The 19,371-nt window shown below is 59.6% G+C and carries 20 protein-coding genes and 1 pseudogene; 11 read left to right on the top strand and 10 right to left on the bottom strand.

Going from position 1 to position 19,371, the window contains the following annotated elements:
- Positions 1 to 190: 190 nt before the first annotated feature.
- The 5 genes from HQ912_RS15330 to HQ912_RS15310 are packed head-to-tail and all read left to right on the top strand — an operon-like array spanning position 191 to position 5,756.
- On the top strand, positions 191 to 1,855 hold the full coding sequence (locus HQ912_RS15330; RefSeq protein ID WP_173406984.1) for an AMP-binding protein: 1,665 nt from the start codon (positions 191 to 193) through the stop codon (positions 1,853 to 1,855).
- 16 nt (positions 1,856 to 1,871) lie between these two features.
- The gene (locus tag HQ912_RS15325) at positions 1,872 to 2,633 is read left to right on the top strand and encodes an SDR family NAD(P)-dependent oxidoreductase (protein ID WP_173406983.1); all 762 of its coding nucleotides are present in this window, start codon (positions 1,872 to 1,874) and stop codon (positions 2,631 to 2,633) included.
- 11 nt (positions 2,634 to 2,644) lie between these two features.
- A complete protein-coding gene (locus tag HQ912_RS15320) occupies positions 2,645 to 3,832 on the top strand; it encodes an acetyl-CoA C-acyltransferase (RefSeq protein ID WP_160892687.1) in 1,188 nt (395 codons plus the stop codon).
- Between the two features lie 9 nt (positions 3,833 to 3,841).
- A complete protein-coding gene (locus HQ912_RS15315; protein ID WP_047226495.1) occupies positions 3,842 to 4,969 on the top strand; it encodes an acyl-CoA dehydrogenase in 1,128 nt (375 codons plus the stop codon).
- 13 nt (positions 4,970 to 4,982) lie between these two features.
- The gene (locus HQ912_RS15310) at positions 4,983 to 5,756 is read left to right on the top strand and encodes an enoyl-CoA hydratase (protein ID WP_047226494.1); all 774 of its coding nucleotides are present in this window, start codon (positions 4,983 to 4,985) and stop codon (positions 5,754 to 5,756) included.
- 126 nt (positions 5,757 to 5,882) lie between these two features.
- Here HQ912_RS15310 and HQ912_RS15305 read toward each other — a convergent pair whose 3' ends face one another.
- From HQ912_RS15305 to HQ912_RS15275, 7 genes and pseudogenes are all read right to left on the bottom strand, one after another.
- A complete protein-coding gene (locus tag HQ912_RS15305; protein WP_160892689.1) occupies positions 5,883 to 7,034 on the bottom strand; it encodes an acyl-CoA dehydrogenase family protein in 1,152 nt (383 codons plus the stop codon).
- 3 nt (positions 7,035 to 7,037) lie between these two features.
- Positions 7,038 to 8,144 carry an enoyl-CoA hydratase/isomerase family protein gene (locus HQ912_RS15300; protein ID WP_173406982.1) on the bottom strand — a complete coding sequence of 369 codons (1,107 nt, stop codon included), beginning with the start codon at positions 8,142 to 8,144 and terminating at the stop codon, positions 7,038 to 7,040.
- Between the two features lie 134 nt (positions 8,145 to 8,278).
- On the bottom strand, positions 8,279 to 8,986 hold the full coding sequence (locus tag HQ912_RS15295) for an HPP family protein (RefSeq protein WP_076384904.1): 708 nt from the start codon (positions 8,984 to 8,986) through the stop codon (positions 8,279 to 8,281).
- A gap of 173 nt (positions 8,987 to 9,159) precedes the next feature.
- A pseudogene (locus tag HQ912_RS15290) lies at positions 9,160 to 9,876 on the bottom strand (UDP-glucose dehydrogenase family protein); the annotation flags it as partial.
- Positions 9,877 to 10,447: 571 nt separating this feature from the next.
- Positions 10,448 to 10,927 (bottom strand): hypothetical protein, encoded by a 480-nt coding sequence (locus tag HQ912_RS15285; RefSeq protein ID WP_004374702.1) that lies wholly within the window; start codon positions 10,925 to 10,927, stop codon positions 10,448 to 10,450.
- Entirely contained in the window at positions 10,908 to 11,552 is a 645-nt protein-coding gene (locus tag HQ912_RS15280; RefSeq protein ID WP_039588650.1) for a DUF6036 family nucleotidyltransferase, read from the bottom strand. The genes HQ912_RS15285 and HQ912_RS15280 overlap by 20 nt, the downstream gene beginning before the upstream one ends.
- A 38-nt stretch (positions 11,553 to 11,590) precedes the next feature.
- Positions 11,591 to 12,589: a DNA-binding protein gene (locus HQ912_RS15275; protein ID WP_039588649.1), complete on the bottom strand. Its 999-nt coding sequence runs from the start codon at positions 12,587 to 12,589 to the stop codon at positions 11,591 to 11,593.
- A 182-nt stretch (positions 12,590 to 12,771) separates the two neighbouring features.
- Between HQ912_RS15275 and HQ912_RS15270 the strand changes: the two genes are divergently transcribed.
- On the top strand, positions 12,772 to 13,731 hold the full coding sequence (locus tag HQ912_RS15270) for a site-specific integrase (protein WP_039588648.1): 960 nt from the start codon (positions 12,772 to 12,774) through the stop codon (positions 13,729 to 13,731).
- Positions 13,732 to 13,759: 28 nt separating this feature from the next.
- On the opposite strand, the gene HQ912_RS15265 is transcribed toward HQ912_RS15270, so the two are convergent.
- A complete protein-coding gene (locus tag HQ912_RS15265; protein ID WP_016487034.1) occupies positions 13,760 to 14,047 on the bottom strand; it encodes a hypothetical protein in 288 nt (95 codons plus the stop codon).
- Positions 14,048 to 14,362: 315 nt separating this feature from the next.
- Between HQ912_RS15265 and HQ912_RS27670 the strand changes: the two genes are divergently transcribed.
- A complete protein-coding gene (locus HQ912_RS27670; RefSeq protein WP_222129867.1) occupies positions 14,363 to 14,977 on the top strand; it encodes a DUF6088 family protein in 615 nt (204 codons plus the stop codon).
- 35 nt (positions 14,978 to 15,012) lie between these two features.
- On the opposite strand, the gene HQ912_RS15260 is transcribed toward HQ912_RS27670, so the two are convergent.
- Together HQ912_RS15260 and HQ912_RS15255 are read right to left on the bottom strand one after the other, a co-directional pair.
- Entirely contained in the window at positions 15,013 to 16,389 is a 1,377-nt protein-coding gene (locus tag HQ912_RS15260; RefSeq protein ID WP_016487036.1) for a heavy metal sensor histidine kinase, read from the bottom strand.
- 2 nt (positions 16,390 to 16,391) lie between these two features.
- Positions 16,392 to 17,069: a heavy metal response regulator transcription factor gene (locus HQ912_RS15255; RefSeq protein ID WP_004374688.1), complete on the bottom strand. Its 678-nt coding sequence runs from the start codon at positions 17,067 to 17,069 to the stop codon at positions 16,392 to 16,394.
- Between the two features lie 207 nt (positions 17,070 to 17,276).
- On the opposite strand from HQ912_RS15255, the gene HQ912_RS15250 reads away from it, so the two are divergent.
- The 4 genes from HQ912_RS15250 to HQ912_RS15235 all read left to right on the top strand — a co-directional run bounded on the left by HQ912_RS15250 (position 17,277) and on the right by HQ912_RS15235 (position 19,370).
- The gene (locus HQ912_RS15250) at positions 17,277 to 17,636 is read left to right on the top strand and encodes a co-regulatory protein PtrA N-terminal domain-containing protein (RefSeq protein ID WP_024616817.1); all 360 of its coding nucleotides are present in this window, start codon (positions 17,277 to 17,279) and stop codon (positions 17,634 to 17,636) included.
- A gap of 167 nt (positions 17,637 to 17,803) precedes the next feature.
- Entirely contained in the window at positions 17,804 to 18,361 is a 558-nt protein-coding gene (locus tag HQ912_RS15245) for a plastocyanin/azurin family copper-binding protein (protein ID WP_024616818.1), read from the top strand.
- A 147-nt stretch (positions 18,362 to 18,508) separates the two neighbouring features.
- Entirely contained in the window at positions 18,509 to 19,042 is a 534-nt protein-coding gene (locus tag HQ912_RS15240) for a plastocyanin/azurin family copper-binding protein (protein ID WP_003246762.1), read from the top strand.
- A 79-nt stretch (positions 19,043 to 19,121) separates the two neighbouring features.
- Positions 19,122 to 19,370, top strand: a complete 249-nt coding sequence (locus tag HQ912_RS15235) for a DUF2933 domain-containing protein (protein WP_003246761.1) — start codon at positions 19,122 to 19,124, stop codon at positions 19,368 to 19,370.
- The last annotated feature ends 1 nt before the right edge of the window (position 19,371 follow it).

The following is a 19,371-nucleotide window of genomic DNA, read 5'->3' as shown; positions in this document are numbered from 1 at the left end:
TTCGCATTGCCCCGGTGGGAGCGAGCCTGCTCGCGATAACGGCCTCCCAGACGCCACATCACCCAACCATGGCCAAACCAGTCAAGCAACTTGATGGCTTTGACCATTGCCGCCCAAGCCCTTCGGCGCGAGTATTTCCCTGCTGTTTACGGTTCCCCCAACCAATAAAAAGTACAGAGGGATTCTGGTCATGCGCGATTACTCGTCCGCCACGTCACAGTTCGATTACCTGCACACCGTCAACACCGCACTGCACGGCTCGCTCAAGGCATTGAACGCCTGTGTCGAGTGTTGCGACCGGCATGCGTTGCCGGGGCGTATTGCCTTGTTCTGGGAGGGTCGCGACGGCAGCGACGCGACCTGGACTTACCGTGACCTGCAGGACAACGCCGCACGTTTTGCCAATTTCCTCCTGGCCCAAGGCGTGGGCAAGGGTGACAAGGTGGCCGGCCTGCTGCCACGTACCGCTGAATTGCTGATCGTGGTACTCGCCACGTGGCGCATCGGCGCGGTGTATCAGCCGTTGTTCACCGCGTTCGGCCCCAAGGCCATCGAACACCGTCTGGGCAGCTCCGGTGCGCGTGTTGTGGTCACCGACGCGGTCAATCGCCCCAAACTCAACGATGTAGCCGGTTGCCCCACAGTGGTCACGGTCGGCGGCGCAAAAGGCCAGGGCATCGTTCGCGGCGATTACAGTTTCTGGGCAGAAGTGGCGAACCATGCAAACCAGTGCGAACCGGTGATGCTCAGTGGCGAAGACCCGTTCCTGTTGATGTTTACCTCCGGCACCACTGGGCCGGCCAAGGCGCTGTCGGTGCCGCTCAAGGCCATCGTCGCATTCCAGAGCTACATGCGTGACGCCGTGGACCTGCGTCCCGAAGACGCCTTCTGGAACGTCGCTGACCCGGGCTGGGCCTACGGCATCTACTTCGGTGTGACCGGCCCTCTGGCCATGGGGCATCCCATCACGTTCTACGATGGGCCGTTCACCCTGGAAAGCACTTGCCGAGTCATCAACAAGTACGGCATCACCAACCTCGCCGGTTCACCCACTGCCTATCGTTTGTTGATCGCCGGGGGCGATCAGTTCGCCCGCTCGATCAAGGGCACGCTGCGCGCGGTCAGCAGCGCCGGAGAGCCGCTGAACCCGGAGGTCATCCGCTGGTTTGCCGACAACCTGAATGTGGTGATCCACGATCACTACGGCCAGACCGAACTGGGCATGGTGCTGTGCAATCACCACGGGCTGGAGCATCCGGTGCACATGGGCGCGGCTGGTTTCGCCTCGCCGGGCCACCGGATCGTGGTGCTGGATGAAAATAACCGTGAATTGGGCGTGGGCCAGCCGGGCATTCTCGCTGTCGACCGCAGCCAGTCACCGATGTGCTGGTTCGCCGGTTACGAGGGCGGGCCAACCAAGGCTTTCGTCGGCGATTATTACCTGAGCGGCGACACCGTTGAGTTCAACCCCGATGGCAGCATCAGCTTCGTCGGCCGCAGCGACGACGTGATTACCACCTCCGGCTATCGCGTCGGCCCGTTCGACGTGGAAAGCGCACTGATCGAACACCCCGCCGTCGTCGAGGCTGCGGTGGTCGGCAAGCCCGATCCCGAACGCACCGAACTGGTGAAAGCCTTCGTGGTGCTCAGCGCCCAATACCGCGCCGCGCCAGAGCTGGCCGAAGAGTTGCGCCAGCACGTGCGTAAGCGCTTGGCCGCTCACGCCTATCCCCGTGAAATCGAATTTGTCAGTGATTTGCCGAAAACCCCAAGCGGCAAGTTGCAGCGCTTTATCTTGCGCAACCAGGAGATCGCCAAGGCTCAAGAGGCCGCGGCGCCTAACGTTTCAGCTTGAATCCAAGGAAACCATGATGCAGATCGACAACAAGATTTTCCTCGTCAGCGGCGGCGCGTCCGGCCTCGGCGCGGCCACCGGCGAGATGCTGGTCAAGGCCGGTGCCAAGGTGATGCTGGTGGACCTCAACGCCGAAGCCGTGGCTGCCCAGGCGCAGATGCTGGGCTGCCAGAGCGTGGTGGCGGACATCAGCAACGAAGCGGCGGCAGACGCGGCGGTCAAGGCCACCTTGGCGGCGTTCGGTGGCCTCAATGGCCTGGTGAACTGCGCCGGCATCGTGCGCGGCGAGAAGATCCTCGGCAAGAACGGCCCGCACGCGCTGGCCAGCTTCAGCCAGGTGATCAACGTCAACTTGATCGGTAGCTTCAATCTGTTGCGTCTGGCCGCCGCCGCCATCAGTGAAACCGAGGCCGATGCCGAGGGTGAGCGTGGCGTGATCATCAATACCGCTTCGGTGGCGGCTTTCGACGGCCAGATCGGCCAGGCAGCCTACGCGGCCTCCAAAGGCGCCATCGTCAGCCTGACCCTGCCGGCCGCCCGGGAACTGGCGCGCTTCGGCATCCGTGTGATGACCATCGCCCCGGGCATTTTCGAAACGCCGATGATGGCCGGCATGACACCCGAAGTACGCGACTCCCTGGCCGCTGGCGTGCCTTTTCCACCGCGCCTGGGCAAACCGGCCGAGTACGCGGCGCTGGTCAGGCATATCATTGAAAACACCATGCTCAACGGTGAGGTGATCCGTCTCGACGGCGCCTTGCGTATGGCTGCCAAGTAGGAGCAATTGTCATGTCCAACGATCCGATTGTTATCGTCAGCGCCGTCCGCACCCCCATGGGCGGCTTTCAAGGTGAACTGAAAAGCCTCAGCGCTCCGCAACTGGGAGCCGCCGCCATTAAAGCTGCCGTGGAGCGGGCCGGCATTGCCCCTGATGCGGTTGAAGAAGTGCTGTTTGGCTGTGTGCTCGCGGCAGGCCAGGGCCAGGCTCCGGCGCGCCAGGCCGCACTGGGGGCCGGGCTCGATAAATCGACCCGCTGCACCACGCTCAACAAGATGTGTGGTTCGGGCATGGAGGCGGCAATTCTTGCCCATGACATGCTGATCGCCGGCAGCGCCGAGGTGGTGGTGGCTGGCGGCATGGAAAGCATGTCCAACGCCCCGTATCTGCTCGACCGCGCCCGCAGCGGTTTGCGCATGGGCCACGGCAAGGTGCTCGACCATATGTTCCTCGATGGCCTGGAAGATGCCTACGACAAGGGCCGCCTGATGGGCACCTTTGCCGAAGATTGCGCTGAAGCCAATGGTTTCAGCCGCGAAGCCCAGGATGCTTTCGCCATCGCTTCCACCACCCGAGCCCAACAGGCGATCAAGGACGGCAGCTTCGACGCCGAGATCGTGCCGTTGCAGGTCATGGTCGGCAAGGAACAGGTCACCGTGCGCCACGATGAGCAGCCGCCCAAGGCTCGTCTGGACAAGATCGCCTCGCTCAAACCGGCGTTCCGTGAGGGCGGAACGGTCACTGCAGCCAATGCCAGCTCCATCTCTGACGGTGCCGCAGCGCTGGTGTTGATGCGCCAGAGCCAGGCCCGGGAGCGAGGCCTGAAGCCGTTGGCGGTGATTCACGGCCACGCCGCTTTTGCCGACACGCCGAGCCTGTTCCCCACCGCCCCCATCGGCGCGGTGAAGAAACTGATGGACAAAACCGGTTGGTCGCTCGACGACGTGGAGCTGTTTGAAATCAACGAGGCTTTCGCAGTGGTGGCGTTGGCGACCATGGGCGCGCTGGAGATCCCCCACGACAAGGTCAACGTCCATGGCGGCGCCTGCGCGCTGGGCCACCCCATCGGTGCGTCGGGCGCGCGGATCCTGGTGACGCTGCTTTCGGCCCTGCGCCAGAAAGGCCTCAAGCGTGGCGTCGCGGCCATCTGCATCGGTGGCGGCGAAGCCACGGCCATGGCCGTTGAATGCCTGTATTAAGGAATCACCATGCTCCCGACTGAAGAACAGACTCAAATCAGCGACGTGGCCCGGCAGTTCGCTCAGGAGCGCTTGAAACCGTTCGCCGCTGAGTGGGACCGCGAGCACCGCTTCCCTAAGGAAGCCATTGCTGCAATGGCCGAACTGGGTTTCTTCGGCATGCTCGTGCCGGAGCAGTGGGGCGGTTGCGACACCGGTTACCTGACTTATGCCATGGCCCTGGAAGAGATCGCCGCCGGCGATGGGGCGTGCTCGACCATCATGAGCGTGCACAACTCGGTGGGCTGCGTGCCGATCCTCAAGTTCGGCAGCGATGAACAGAAGGCCAAATTCCTCACCCCCCTGGCCAGCGGTGCGATGCTCGGTGCCTTTGCATTGACCGAGCCCCAGGCCGGTTCGGACGCCAGTAGCCTCAAGACCCGGGCACGGTTGGAGGGCGATCACTACGTGCTCAATGGTTGCAAGCAGTTCATCACCTCCGGGCAGAACGCCGGGGTGGTGATTGTGTTTGCGGTGACCGATCCGAGCGCCGGCAAGCGTGGCATCAGTGCGTTCATCGTGCCCACCGATTCGCCGGGCTACAGCGTGGCGCGGGTCGAAGACAAACTGGGCCAGCACGCCTCCGACACCTGCCAGATCCTGTTCGAGGATGTCCGTGTTCCGGTGGGCAACCGTTTGGGGGAGGAGGGCGAGGGCTACAAGATCGCCCTGGCGAACCTGGAAGGCGGACGGGTCGGTATCGCGGCGCAGTCCGTGGGCATGGCCCGCGCGGCGTTCGAAGCGGCCCGCGACTATGCTCGCGAGCGGCAAAGTTTCGGCAAGCCGATTATCGAACACCAAGCCGTGGCGTTCCGTCTGGCTGACATGGCCACCCAGATCGCCGTGGCGCGGCAAATGGTCCATTACGCCGCTGCTTTGCGCGACAACGGCCAGCCGGCGTTGGTGCAAGCGTCCATGGCCAAGCTGTTCGCCTCGGAAATGGCCGAAAAAGTCTGCTCCATGGCGTTGCAAACCCTGGGCGGTTACGGTTACCTCAACGATTTTCCGCTGGAGCGCATCTACCGCGACGTGCGCGTCTGCCAGATCTACGAAGGCACCAGCGACATTCAGCGCATGGTCATTTCGCGCAATCTTTGAACAGGAGTCCTGCATGAGCTACGAAACGATTTTATTGGAGATCAAGGACCGCGTTGGCCTGATCACCCTCAACCGTCCCCAGGCGTTGAACGCCTTGAACGCGCAGATCGTCAGCGAGCTGAACCAGGCGCTGGATGCATTGGAGGCTGATCCAAAGATTGGCTGCATCGTGCTGACCGGCTCGAAAAAAGCCTTTGCCGCCGGTGCCGACATCAAGGAAATGGCCGAGCTGACCTACCCGCAGATTTACCTCGATGACTTGTTCAGCGACAGCGACCGCGTGGCCAACCGGCGCAAGCCGATCATCGCGGCGGTGAACGGGTTTGCCTTGGGCGGTGGTTGCGAGCTGGCGTTGATGTGCGACTTTATCCTGGCCGGTGACAATGCCAAGTTCGGTCAGCCGGAGATCAACCTGGGCGTACTGCCGGGCATGGGCGGCACCCAGCGGCTGACTCGCGCAGTGGGCAAGGCCAAGGCCATGGAAATGTGCCTGACCGGCCGTTTCATCGATGCAGTGGAAGCGGAGCGTTGCGGCATCGTTGCGCGCATCGTGCCGGCTGATGAATTGCTCGACGACGCGCTGAAAACCGCCGCTCTGATCGCCTCCAAGTCAGTGCCTATCAGCATGATGGTCAAGGAAAGCGTCAACCGCGCCTTTGAAGTCAGCCTGTCCGAAGGTGTGCGTTTCGAGCGCCGGGTCTTCCATGCGGCATTTGCCACGCAGGATCAGAAGGAAGGCATGGCGGCGTTCGTGGCCAAGCGGGCGGCGGAGTTTCAGGACAAGTAATGCGGCGTCCTGACTGACGCCATCGCGAGCAGGCTCGCTCCCACAGGGTTCGGAGGTGTACACAGAGATTGCGTACACCAAAGATCCCATGTGGGAGCGAGCCTGCTCGCGATGCTTTTTCAGCCATCACACCAGGTAGTTCTTTAACTCCCGGGCAATCACCATCCGCTGTATCTCGCTCGACCCTTCATAGATCTGGGTAATCCGCGCATCGCGGTAGTAGCGCTCCACCGGATAATCCTCGAGATACCCATACCCGCCATGAATCTGCATGGCCGAGGAGCAGACTTTTTCGGCTATTTCCGAGGCGAACAGCTTGGCCTGGGAGGCTTCCGACAGGCATGGCTTGCCGGCGCTGCGCAGGCGGGCGGCGTGGAGGATCAGCAGGCGGGCGGCGTTCAGGCGGGTGTGCATGTCGGCCAGCAGGTTGGCGATGCTCTGGTGCTCGATGATCGGCTTGTCGAACTGCACCCGGTCCCGCGCGTAAGCCAAGGCCGCTTCAAACGCTGCACGGGCGATGCCCAAGGCCTGCGCCGCGATGCCGATGCGGCCGCCTTCCAGGTTGGAGAGGGCAATCGCCAGGCCTTTGCCGCGAGCCCCCAACAGGTTGGCTTCGGGGATGGTGCAGTTGTTCAAGGTCACGGCGCAGGTATCCGAAGCGCGGATACCCATCTTGTGTTCCGTGCGATCGACGATGAAGCCCGGCGTGTCGGTCGGCACCAGAAACGCCGAAATGCCTTTCTTGCCCAGCTCAGGATCCGTCACCGCAAAAACAATCGCCAGTTTCGCCCGCTTACCGTTGCTGACGAATTGCTTGGCGCCATTGATCACCCAATGGCCGTCCCGCAGTTCGGCGCGGGTGCGCAGGTTGTGGGCTTCGGACCCGGCTTGGGGTTCGGTGAGGCAGAAGCAGCCAATGGCCTGGCCGCTGGCCAGATCGGCCAGCCAGGTCTGTTTCTGTTCGTCGGTGCCGAAATTGAGGACCGGCCCGCAACCCACCGAGTTGTGAATGCTCATCAGCGCCCCGGTGGCGCCATCGCCCGCGGAGATTTCTTCCACCGCGAGGGCATAGGCCACGTAATCGACGTAGGTACCGCCCCATTCCTCGGGCACCACCATGCCCAGCAGGCCCAACTCACCCATCTTCGCCACCAGGGCGTCGTCGATCCAGCCGGCTTTTTCCCAGGCCTGGGCATGAGGGGCGATCTCGCCGCGGGCAAAATCCCGGGCCATGTCGCGGATCATTACTTGCTCTTCGGTCAGCTCAAGGTCGTGCATGGTTCAGTTCCCGTGGTCGTCGAAGCCGTCGAAGAAACTCGCCACGTGGCGCTTGTCCAGCGCCTCCAGGGTCGGCGGGTTCCACTGCGGGTTCTTGTCTTTGTCGATGAGCAAGGCGCGCACGCCTTCGATCAGGTCGCCGCGCTCGAACCATTGACGGTCCAGGTGCAGTTCCAGGGCAAAACAGTCTTCCAGGCTCAAATGCCGGCCGCGACGCAGCATTTCCAGGGTTACGGCCATGGCCAGGGGCGAGCGGGTCTCCAGCAGGTCGGCGGTTTTCAGCGCCCACTCATGGCTGTTGGCGACGGTGACCTGACGCAACTGCTCGACCATGCTGGGCACGTCCGCAAGGGCAAAGAAGTGATCGATGGCCGGGCGCAGGTCGGCCAGAGGCGGGGCAGGCAACTGCTGCATGCCGAGTTTCGCCAGCAGGCCTTGCAGGTCCTTGAGGGGCGTGTCGTGCCATTCCAGGCGGTCGAGACGTTCATCGAGCCGATCGAGCTTGTCGCTGTCCAGATACCAGTCGGCCAGCCCGCAATACAGCGCGTCGGCAGCACGGATCTGTACGCCACTGACTCCCAGGTAGATGCCCAGTTCGCCAGAAATGCGCGGCAGGAAATAGCTGCCCCCGACGTCGGGGAAATAACCGATGGCGACTTCCGGCATGCCCAGGCGGCTGCGTTCGGTCACCACCCGCAGGTCGGCACCTTGCGCCAAGCCCATGCCGCCGCCCAGGACGAAACCGTCCATCAAGGCGAGGATGGGTTTGCGGTAGTGATGAATCGTCAGGTCGAGGGCGTATTCCTCGACGAAAAAGTATTGGTGCAGGTTGTCGCCCTGCTTGTGGCTGTCGTACAGCGAGCGGATATCGCCGCCGGCGCAAAACGCTTTCTCGCCGGCACCACGCAGTACCACGGCGCGGATCTGTGGGTCCATAGCCCAGGTATCGAGCTGTTGTTGCAAGCTGCGCACCATGTCCAGCGTCAGGGCATTGAGGCCGGCGGGGCGGTTCAGGGTCAAGTGGCCGATATGGTTGCGTACTTCGACCAGCACTTCATGAGCCACGGCTCCGATGGGTCCCGAGGCTTGTGATGAAACCTGAGCTGTCATCGCTAACTCCCTGCTTTTATTGTTCTTTATGAATTGTGTCGCGCGTACCCGGTCAGGATCGTACCAGTGCAAATTTGCCTTGCACAACCGGGATACGTGCAGGTCCTGTCTGCATATTTATAGCAGCCTCAGGCTCAGCCGCGACCCGAGAGGACTTCCGTGATGCTGCGACGCCTGGCATTGCGTTCGCTGGCGTGGATCAATTGCTCGAGATCTTCGGGGGTTACGTCAAAGAATGCTTCCATTTGCTCAAGAGCGAGCTTCAAGTCCTCAGCCGTAATGGCCTGACGGTCGATGGGCGAATGGTCGGCGGGAATGACCGGCGTCGGCTCGCTGGCGCGTTTGGGGTAGCGCACGCGCGTCAGGTTGTTATAGGCCAATGCACTCAAGAGCAGGGTGGAACCGGCCAGCATCGCGGCACCGACGGCCTGCCAGTCCAGGGCGATGATCGACGGATCGGCCAATACCATCGTCGCCGCCAGGGCGCCCGCCGGAGGGTGCAGGCAACGCAGCCAGCACATCAACACCAGCGCCATGCCGGCCGCCAGACAGGCGCTTCCCAGGGTACGGCCCAGGACATGGGCCACCAGCAATGCCACGACCGAGGCGCACAAGTAACCGCCGAAGATCGACCAGGGCTGGGCGAGGGCACCCGAAGAGACGGCAAACAACAGCACGGCCGAGGCGCCGAGCGGGCCAATCAGGTGTTGCGCTACCTCAAGGCCAAAAACCTGGCCACACAGCCAGACACTGAACATCGTACCCAGGGCCATACCGATGGCGGCCCGGCTCCATTCGGTGGGGCGGGTATTGATAGCAGCGGGGAACCAGCGAGAAAGCATTAAGCGAAAATCCAAAAAACGAACAAAAAAAGGGGCTTACGGGAGAATCCCTGAAAGCCCTTTAAGTGTTCCAACAGTTGGGGGAGGAACGATGCACAGTGTGCCGTTCGCGGCCCTTGCTTACAAATTCATATTAATGCTGTTTGAGTGCACTTATTTTGAGGTAAAGAAGATCATGCGCTTCTGGACGCTTGAAACCAGGTTTGCTGAGCGATAGGCAGGTTGCACGATTGCCCGCGCCCTATGGGGAAATAGGTAAAGCCCTTGTCTGCCATGCGGTCCGGGTCATACAGGTTGCGGCCATCGAAAATCACCGCAGCCTTGAGCCGTTGCTGGATCAGGTCGAAATCCGGCGCCTTGAACGGTTGCCATTCAGTGCAGATCACCAGTGCATCGGCCCCCGGCAAAACCGATTCCGGCGTGCCCATCAACATCAGCTTCGATTCGTCGGGATACAGCTGCTGGGTCTGCTGCATGGCCTCGGGGTCAAAGGCGCGGACACTGGCACCGGCACCCCACAACGCCTCCAGCAGGGTACGACTCGGTGCGTCGCGCATGTCGTCAGTGTTGGGCTTGAAGGCCAAGCCCCACACCGCGAAGGTTCTACCGCGCAAATCGCCTTTGTAGAACGCCTGGATGCGTTCGAACAGCTTGTGTTTCTGCCGCTGGTTGATGGTTTCCACCGCTTGCAACAGATCGCTGGAGCAGTGGGCTTGCTCGGCCGTGTGGATCAGCGCGCGCATGTCTTTGGGAAAACACGAGCCACCGTAGCCGCAGCCCGGGTAAATGAAGTGATAACCGATGCGCGAGTCCGCGCCGATGCCCAGGCGCACGGCTTCGATGTCAGCGCCCAGGTGTTCCGCCAGCTCCGCGATCTGGTTGATGAAGCTGGGGTCATGCCGAGATAAAGGAAAATTAGGACATACGCGCTGCAACTGATTGTATTTAAATATTTTTCTAGCGTCGCTGAGCTGCTCAGGGTGGGCTTTATAGGCTTTTATAGTCAATTATAGAAACGGCTCTGAACGCCTGATTGAGGTTATGCCGAGGCAAGGGGGAAATTCACTCATTTGTCCTGTAACTCATTGTTATTAATGAGTTTATTTCGACAAGAGGGCGTGCCGAGATAAGGCAAAAATTAGGGCATTCGCTCTGTAACTTGCCGCACTTAAACGAACAGATTGGAAATCCTGCTCAAGCGAAGGCGCGCTTAGCGTAATGGCTTCAGCCAGATACCGCTGAGGATCAGTTCGGCCTGCTGCGAATTAAGTAGGCCGATCTGGAGTTGGCAAAGGTACTGGGGTGTCGGTATCAAGGCTCTGAGCCCAAGTCTCGACCAATGCGTGATCGATCACCAAACCCTCGCTCACGTCGGCCAATGCCTCGCGTGTTAGATCAGCGAGTCGTTGGTCGTGATTTATTGAATTGGCCATTCCCCGTCCATTTTGCCGTGCTCTGCTGCTAGCTGACGGGCGTTGGCTCTGAATAGCCCGTCTTCACGCCCTGGGTGGCCGCGTAATGGCGGGTTTGGAAAGCCAGGACATCCTGCATCTGCTTGCTGACGTCCTCTTCAAGCCCCCATTCATAGGCCAGCTTGTCGAGTTGGTAGCGAGAGACAAGCTGGGTCGCACGCGGTGAGCGCTCTGCTGGTTTCAGGTTTGACCAACTGCTGACAAAGCCTTTTAGGCGCGCGGCTTTGTCCGTTGATACACAGGGAAAGCGACGCAGCAGGTCGACGAGATAGAGGGCACGCAGCTTCTGTTCAGGCTCGCGCAGCTTGCCTGCCACTTCACGCTGCAGTACTGGCACGAGGTCGCGCTCTTCGTACCACAACTGCTTGGCGAGCTCCACAAGAGCATCGGACGCAACTTGGCTAAGACGCTGCTGGGTGACAGTCTCCAGAAGCGTGCCAAAGCTTTGTTTACGATCCAGACGTGGCATCTCGCCCATCCTCCAGGTACTTCGCTGTGACCAGTTTCAGGCAGCTTAGCATTGCGCTTCGGTTGCCCACGGCATAATCGATTGCCTCTGTTGCCAGTGTAACAAACTGGCCGACATCGACACGGCCACATTCGATGAGCTGTTCGATATCAGATTGATCGTTTTGCGTAAAGCGGCCAAGCTTGGAGATGGCCAGATCCACGCCGGCGGCAACGAAGATATGCAGCGGCTGCTCACCCTCGAAACCCTCCATGGGGATGGCGCGCTCGCGGTAGTCCTCGTGCAGTGGCCCGAGGGCATTGGTGTAGTTCTGGTCCAGGTACACCTGCAAGTCGCGGCCGTCGCTGTCCTCATAACCCTCTGGCGGTGTGTAGACGGCCATGATCTCGTCCTTACGCAGCACACGGGCCGCCTCGATCTCCGCATCGACGTCCGCACTACCACGCGCATGGGTGAGCAGGTGCACCGCGCAGCCGCCGAAGATTAAGACTTTGAGCGAGCCTGGCGGATTGCCATCCAGTAGCGGCAAGGCCCGGGCGAACAGATTACCAATGGCCTGGCCCAGTGGCGTAGTCAGCCGGACAGGTTCAGCAGCCCCCTCATTGGCAGTCTCAAGTAGTGTCATCTTCACCTCCGCTCAGCGCTTAGGCTCAGTGTGCCGGTTCATGTGTTACATGCGCCATCGCTGTTCGCAAGCGGCGCCCCGAGTAGCTTCAGCTGTGTAGTGGCTTCGACCAAGCGCTCCTGCAGGCCCTGCGCCTGCTGCGCCTGAAGCGCGGAGGCTTCGCTCAGCCGGGACACCTCCTCCTGCAATGTGCGACAACGCTGATCAAGGGCTTTATTCGTGCGTTCGGAGCCGGCCAGCGTGCTCTGCAGGGCCTCCAGGGTCTGAGTTTTCTGCGCCACTAGCTGTTGCTGTGCATGTCGCTCTTTTTGCAACTGCCGCGCCTCGGTGAGCAAGCGTGCATTGTCGCGGTTCAGTTGCGTCAGTTCGTCCTGCTTGATTATCAAGGTCTGCTGCAGTTGCCGCAGTTCTAGTTGCAGTTGTTGTACCTGCGACTCGTGTCGGCGTTGTTCCTGCTCACGCTGTTCCTTGCTGGCCTGTCGGTAGTGCTCCAGGGTGTCGCGCGCATGTCGGTGTTTTTCCTCCAGCGAGTGGATCTGTGCGTCGCGATCCTTGTGCCGCTCCTCGAGGTCACGATTAGCCTGCTGTAGGCGGGCGTTCTCGATCTCGGCCTGTTGCCGTTGCTCGCGTGCCTGCTGCAACTCGTGATGAGTGGCCTGAAGTCGTTCCGCGTCGAGCGCGGTCTGGCCTTCCAGTTGTTGGATGCGGCTTTCGGCCTGTCGAAACCGATGCTGGAAATCGAGCCGTTCGCGGGCCAGTTGTTCGCGCTCCTGGGCCACGGCGGCCTGCGTCTCCTCCTCAAGCTGATCTGCCAGTTGGCTGACCAGATTGGCCAACTGTTCGCTGAGCGGGATCACGGCCGCATCCCGGCCGCGCTCGGCGTCTTCAAGCTCTTTCAGGTAGCGGTGAATGGTGGTCTTTGAACCGGTATTGCCCAGCTCGATGCGCACCGCATCAATACTGGGGTGAATGCCGCGGGCGAGGAGGGCATTCCTGGCTTTCTGCACGACAGCTTTGTTGATGCCACCGCGGGCCATAAGTGGGACTCCTGACGATTTCGTTCTGTGGTACGTACCATGTAAATACATAGCACTTTATCAAAAATTTCCTATCTATTCTCTTCGTATTCTAGAATTGGGTAATCACGAATTATCCAAGGTGAAGCGGCTTTTTCGTCGTTTGCCAGTCGCTCACCGGTACACCAGGGGGATAGGCCCAGATGAGCCAGGACATCGAGCGGTACCTGCAGGCCGGCACCCGCGCCAACACGCGGCGCAGCTACCAGCAGGCGCTCGAGCACTTCGAGGTGACTTGGGGTGGCTTCTTGCCGGCGACCAGTGATGCCATCGTGCGCTACCTGGTCGACCACGCCGCCACGCTGTCCAGCAACACGCTCAAGCTGCGCCTGGCAGCCCTGGCGCAGTGGCATGTCAGCCAGGGTTTTCCGGATCCAACCAAGACCCCACTGGTCCGTCAGGTCCTCAAAGGCATCCGTACGCTGCATCCGCGTCAGGAGAAGCAGGCCGAACCCTTGCAGCTGCGCCAGCTCGAGCAGTGCGTGCTGTGGTTGGAGCAGGCCGAGGGGAGAGCACGAGCGGAGGACGACTGGCCGCGGTTGCTGCGCTGTTGCCGCGACCGTGCACTGGTCCTGATTGGCTTCTGGCGGGCGTTCCGCAGTGATGAGTTGTGCCGCCTGCAGGTCGAGCACATCCAGGTAAGGCCCGGGGAGGGCATGCAACTGTTCCTACCCTGGAGCAAAGGTGACCGGGACAACCAAGGCCAGACCTTTAGCGCACCGGCGTTGGCCAGGCTGTGCCCGGTACAGGCCTACGTCGACTGGATTAGCCTGGCGAGCATTGCGCGTGGTCCGGTCTTCCGTGGAGTTGATCGCTGGGGGCACTTAAGTGAGCAGGGTTTGCACCCAAATAGCGTTGTCCCACTCATGCGCGCTGTCCTGCAGGCGGCAGGGCTGCCTGCTGAGCTGTACAGTAGCCACTCGCTGCGCCGCGGTTTTGCCACCTGGGCCACCCGCAGCGGCTGGGATCTCAAAGCGCTGATGCAGTACGTAGGCTGGAGCGATGGTCAATCTGCATTGCGTTATGTCGAGAGCACAGGAGTGTTCCCTGGGCAGCTGAGTGCGCTACAACACATCTCAAACTGGCCCGAGGGATTGCCATAAGACCGCCCTCCGCTGCCCCGATCTGCACCTAGCTGCGCACTGGGAACACCAGCTCGTCATGTGCGGTGCAAATGAGTCGATGATCCAGCACATGGAAAATTGCAGGGTTCTTGGCATCCTGGGCACCCACAAAGAAGAGGTAACTGCGGGATGCCTGCTTGTCTTTTTTGGCTTTTATGTTCTCTTGCCGGGCTATTTCCAGCTCATTTTTCAGTCGCCCGCGGGCAGCTGCTGACCACTCGCTCCAAAGGACGACCACCTGGTAAGGCGTTAGTTTTTTCTCTTCCCATTCGCCCGCGTTGAGTGAAATGGTCAAGTGTTCATGCTACAAAGACGCGCTGAGGGAACGCTGGTCGAGGCAGTCCAGGTTGTACTGCCTGCGAGGCTGAATGGATCCAATGACTGGACGATGGAGAAGCTGACCGAGCTGATAAGGGTCTATGACCGGGACGAACGAGTCTTGGGCTACGACTTCAAAACGGCATCAGGCCAGACCTACTCGCACAGAGATTGCCTGTACTCACAGGACGGAGCCAAGCACCAGGTCTATTGTTCGATGATGTGTCCCGCATGAGATGGTCGCCACCTCTGGTGGTTCTTGGCAGGGCCACTCACGAGGTTTGACAGGACAATGAAGGCTCTTCCCGAGAAAATCCTGGACATCATTCAACAGCTTCCAGAAGGTGAGGTTCTGACACCTAGCAGATTCCTGCATCATGGTTCTCGCCATGCTGTGCAGCGAGGGCTCTCTCGACTGGTCGAGGGTGGAAAGCTGTTTCGCGTTGCTCGGGGTCTTTATGTTGCAGCAGTCGAAACTCGGTTCGGCTTGCGCGCACCGGCACCTGAGAAGGTCGCCCGCTCATTGGCAAACGTGCAGCGTGAGCTGATAGTCGCCACTGGGGCTAGCGTCGCAAACAAATGGGGGCTGACAACGCAGGTTCCAGTTCGGTATGTCTTTCTAACCGACGGACGCTCTAGGGAGCTTCAGGTAGGCAAGACCACCGTGTCGATTCGGTATGCGCCTCGATGGTTGATGGCTCTAGGCGCTACTGGAGCGGGGGAAGCCATTCGAGCATTGGATTGGATTGGCGAGGCAAGCGTGGGGTATGCCGTTTTCAAACTTCATAAACTACTACCCGAGAGCGAATGGGGTGATCTGGTGTCAGCTCACCGCTCGTTACCTATCTGGATGGCGAATGCAATCTGCGCTCAGTCGAGTTGCACCCACCCTGTCAAGTTGGGCTAGCGGTTAGCTGTAGCCTACTTACCGCCAGATCGGCATCATCTGGAATGGGGCAATTCGATGTGAAAGCCCGTGAGGCCGGCGGCTGAGGTGCACCAGATGCGGCCTTTGTGAGCCTCAATGATGGATCGGGTGATGGCAAGTCCGAGCCCGGCGTTGCTCGGGCTTCCCTCCCGCCGAGCGGGGTCGACCCGGTAAAAGCGGTCGAAGAGCTTCTCTAAATGCTCTGAGCTAATTGTGTCCCCTGGGTTCTCGATGCTGAAGGTTGTGGAGTCCGCTGTCTCGCGGATCAAAACCGAAATTGTATGTCCCACCGGCGTGTAGCGCAGTGCATTGGACAGCAAGTTGGAAAGTGCACGATCAAGCATCAGCCGATCTCCCAGCACTTGGCCTGTGCCTGTGAGCGATAGTTCAATGCCATGCTCTTCGGCCAGAAGGTGGTAGTAGTCAAACAGCTTGAAGACTACGTCAGCCAGTTCGATCCTGGCCTGCTCGGGGATGATCAGGCCATTATCAGCCTTGGCCAAGAAAAGCATGTCATCAATCATCCGAGACATGCGCTTCAAGTCCTCCAGGTTGGAGTAGAGATTCTCTTCATAGGCATTGATATCGCGTTTCTTGCTCAGCACGACCTCGGTGTGGGTCATCAGGTTGCTAACGGGCGTGCGTAGCTCGTGGGCAATGTCGGCCGAAAAATTGGAGAGCCTAACGAAGGCATCCTCTAGCCGAGCCAACATCGCATTGAAGGATAGAACCAGTTGCTGAAGTTCCCGCGGCACTGGTTCGAGAGGGATTCGTTCCTGTAACGAGCGAGCGGACATCCCGGAGGCCACATGAGTGACTTGCCGCAGAGGCCTAAGGCCGCTGCGAGCAACCACCCAGCCGAGCGCGGCACTGAACAGGGCACTGATGACCAATCCAATCCAGAACCATCGTTGCAGCGTGTCGAAAAAGTGTGTGTGATTGGTGACGTCAAGAATCAGCAAAGCTGTGAGCGGCTCAGCCTGATCGGCTACCGAGATTTGCGCCGTCATGCCGCGGTACATGTGTTGGCCGTTCTGCCACTCCCACATGCTCTGCTCATTTTCACGTCTGAAACGCTCTGGTACTTCGACTGCTCTGGGGTCGGAGAACAGTACAGAACCGTCACTGGCCAGGATAGTGGCCGCCAGATCCTGATGGGCTCCCAGCAAGGCTCGCAACTGCGGTAATTCTTCCGAAAGGCTCGCTTCACCGCGAGCATTGTTGAGGATATGTTTGGCGGATTCGAGTTTCTCCACCAGGGCCTGCCGATCCAGCATCTTGAAGTGGTGCTGGCTGAGCATATTGAAACTCAGCCCTGCTACCGTCAGGACTGCAATTACCGCGGACATGAACATCAGGCTCATGCGTGCTGTCAGCGAAAGGTGCTTCATATTCACTCCGGCGCATCCATCATGTATCCCATGCCGCGGGCGGTATGAATCAGCTTGAGATCGAAATCGTCATCGATTTTTGCGCGTAGCCGGCGTACCGCAACCTCAATGACATTGGTGTCGCTGTCGAAATTCATGTCCCAAACCTGAGAGGCAATCAGCGACTTCGGGAGCACCTCGCCGCGCCGGCGCAGTAGCAGTTCCAGCAGTGAAAACTCCTTCGCGGTCAGGTCAATTCTTTTCCCGCCACGGATCGCACGCCGCTTCATCAGATCGACTTCCAGATCGGCAATTTTCATGGTGGTCTGCGTCGGCGAACCATTACCTCTGCGCAACAGCGTTCTGACCCTGGCCAGAAGCTCTGAGAAAGCAAATGGCTTGATCAGGTAGTCGTCCGCACCCAGCTCCAACCCTTTAACGCGGTCTTCCACACCATCGCGTGCCGTCAAGAACAGTACGGGGACGTCTTTTCCTGCTGCGCGCAACATGCGCAGCACTTCCCAACCGTCCAGCCCAGGCATCATTACATCCAGAATTAGCAGGTCATAGGCTTCGCTAAGTGCATGCTGAAGGGCATCTGTACCGGTCATAACCCGGTCGACATTGAACCCAGCCTCGGTGAGACCTTGCTGGAGGTACGTACCGGTTTTGGGTTCGTCTTCAGCTACCAGTAGTTTCATGTGTGCAGACTCCAAAAGTCGGGTGGCCTGAGTTTGCAGGCAAACCGCGGCCCCAACCAGAAGCTTACGAAAATGTAATTCTGACTTCAGCTCACTGACAGGGTGGCTTGTCTAGGGTGCAAGCATGAGCACTAGGTTGTGCTCTCGGCCCTCGACAGACCAAAAGCAGAGGTGCCGGCCATAGTTAGCACTGATGGAGACTGCCCCATGAAATCGCTGAAACCTTTACTTCTGGTTGGTTCGCTGCTGCTTTCTTCTATGGTCTGGGCCGAAGGGGGGGGTGATCGTACCTTTGAGCGCATGCAGCAGATGCGCGACAAAGCGGAAGCCGTGCTGATCCAGGCAGAGAAGGCCCCAGTCGGCGAGCGGCATGTGCATATGAAGGAGCACATGAACATGCTCGAAGACCTCATGAGTCAGCTGCACAATGAACATCCTGCTCCAGGCATGTCTGCCGAAGATCATTTGGCCTGGATGGAAAAACACGACAAGTTAGTAGACGACGTGCTGGGTCAAATGATTCGCGAGCACAAGCTGATGATGGCCGACAAAGAGTGCCATAAGTAAGAGTTTCCCCCATCTTCCAGGCCTTCCGTGATTGCTCCTTTGGCCTAGCGGCGCCTCAATGGCGCCGTGCTTTTTTCCAGCTGACGCAATTGTAGTTTTGGGGTCAGCGGCCTGGCAGGAAGCGGGGAATAGCATGAGATTTCCAGCCTACCTAGCGAGGTCTCACCATGAAACGCATCCCTCTTAAGCTGCTGATCAGCACACTGTTCATCAGCACCACTTTTCCGGCATTTGCCGAGACCAGCGACAGTAGCAATGGCATTGGGCAGCAGGCCCAGGCGACGCCAGCGACTCGTACCATCTTGGTAAAGATGGACGACATCAACTACAGCCAGAAAACGATCGATGTGAAGCCAGGTGAAACCGTGCGCTTCGTTCTGAAGAACGAGGGCGCGTTGATGCACGAGTTCAACATCGGGCAGGCAGCGTCCCAGCTGGAGCACCAGCGCAAGATGGCGTCCTTGTTCAAGGACGGCACACTGACCCCGACCGGCATGGCCGAGCGCATTGTCTGGCATGAGCGTTATGGCACGGGAGACTCCAACCCTCCAGGCTATCCGGAAGTCATCAAAGCCAAGCATGACGACCCGAACGCGGTTCTCGTCGAGCCCGGCACAACCAAAGAGTTCGTGTGGACCTTCCCTAAGGCGGGCAGTTTGAGCTTCGCCTGTACATTGCCTGGGCATTACCAGGCGGGGATGGTCGGTGAGTTTGCTCTGCGTTAGTCCGGCATCGGTGCTACCCGTTGGCAGCGGGCTGGGTAGCACCGATCTGACGAACCTTACTGCGATGTAGTTTTCACGTCAGCGTACCGCCAGCTGCACCTCATTAGCATCGGGACTCATCCCTCCTCAACACCTCAGAGGCACACCATGAAACTCAGACCCGCTTTCATAATCACCACCCTTGGCTTGCTGCTCAGTGCTGCCAATGCGCTGGCCAGCCCGGGCCACAAGAAAGACAGTATTGGGCAACCGGGAGACGGTCAGGCAGTAGATCGCACCATCGAAGTCCGGATGGGGGACATCTTCTTCGAACCCAAAGCAATGGAGATCAAAGCAGGCGAGACAGTTCGCTTCGTCCTGAAAAATGACGGTGCACTGCTACACGAATTCAATCTTGGCAAAGCGGCATCCCATGCCGCGCACCAGAAAGAGATGGCCGCGATGTTTCAGAACGGCACGCTGTCCCCTACAGGTGCACATGACATGAGCAATATGGGCCATGCCATGGGCGGCATGAAGATGGTCGGTATGGAACACGATGACCCCAACAGTGTTCTTGTCGAACCTGGAGCACGCGAAGAGTTGATCTGGACCTTCTCCGCCGCCACCGAACTGGAGTTCGCCTGCAATATTCCAGGACATTATCAGTCGGGAATGGTCGGTAAGGTGACCGTACGCTGACGTTTATTGATACTCGCCAACTCCGTCCAGTCTGAGACACCTATACTGATCCGGCCGCCATTGAAACGAGGCTATTGTCGTGGACCATACCCATCACACCAGTACCACTGAGCCGCCTTTTTGGAAGAGCAAGATTGGCATTGCGCTGATCATGCTGGCCGTAATCGGCATCTTCTATGTAGCGCGTGAGCATTACGGTCATCTTTCGCAGGCCCTGCCGTACCTCATCCTGCTGCTATGCCCGCTGATGCATCTGTTTGGCCACAATCACGGCGGGCACTCCCACTCCAGCAGCACCGCTGTTTCCAAGGACGAAGAAAGGACATAGA

This window comes from Pseudomonas sp. MPDS (genome assembly GCF_013283895.1).
In the GTDB taxonomy this organism is placed as follows: domain Bacteria; phylum Pseudomonadota; class Gammaproteobacteria; order Pseudomonadales; family Pseudomonadaceae; genus Aquipseudomonas; species Aquipseudomonas rhizophila.
Note: the sequence above shows the minus strand (reverse complement) of the source record. Positions and strands in the feature narration are given on the sequence as shown.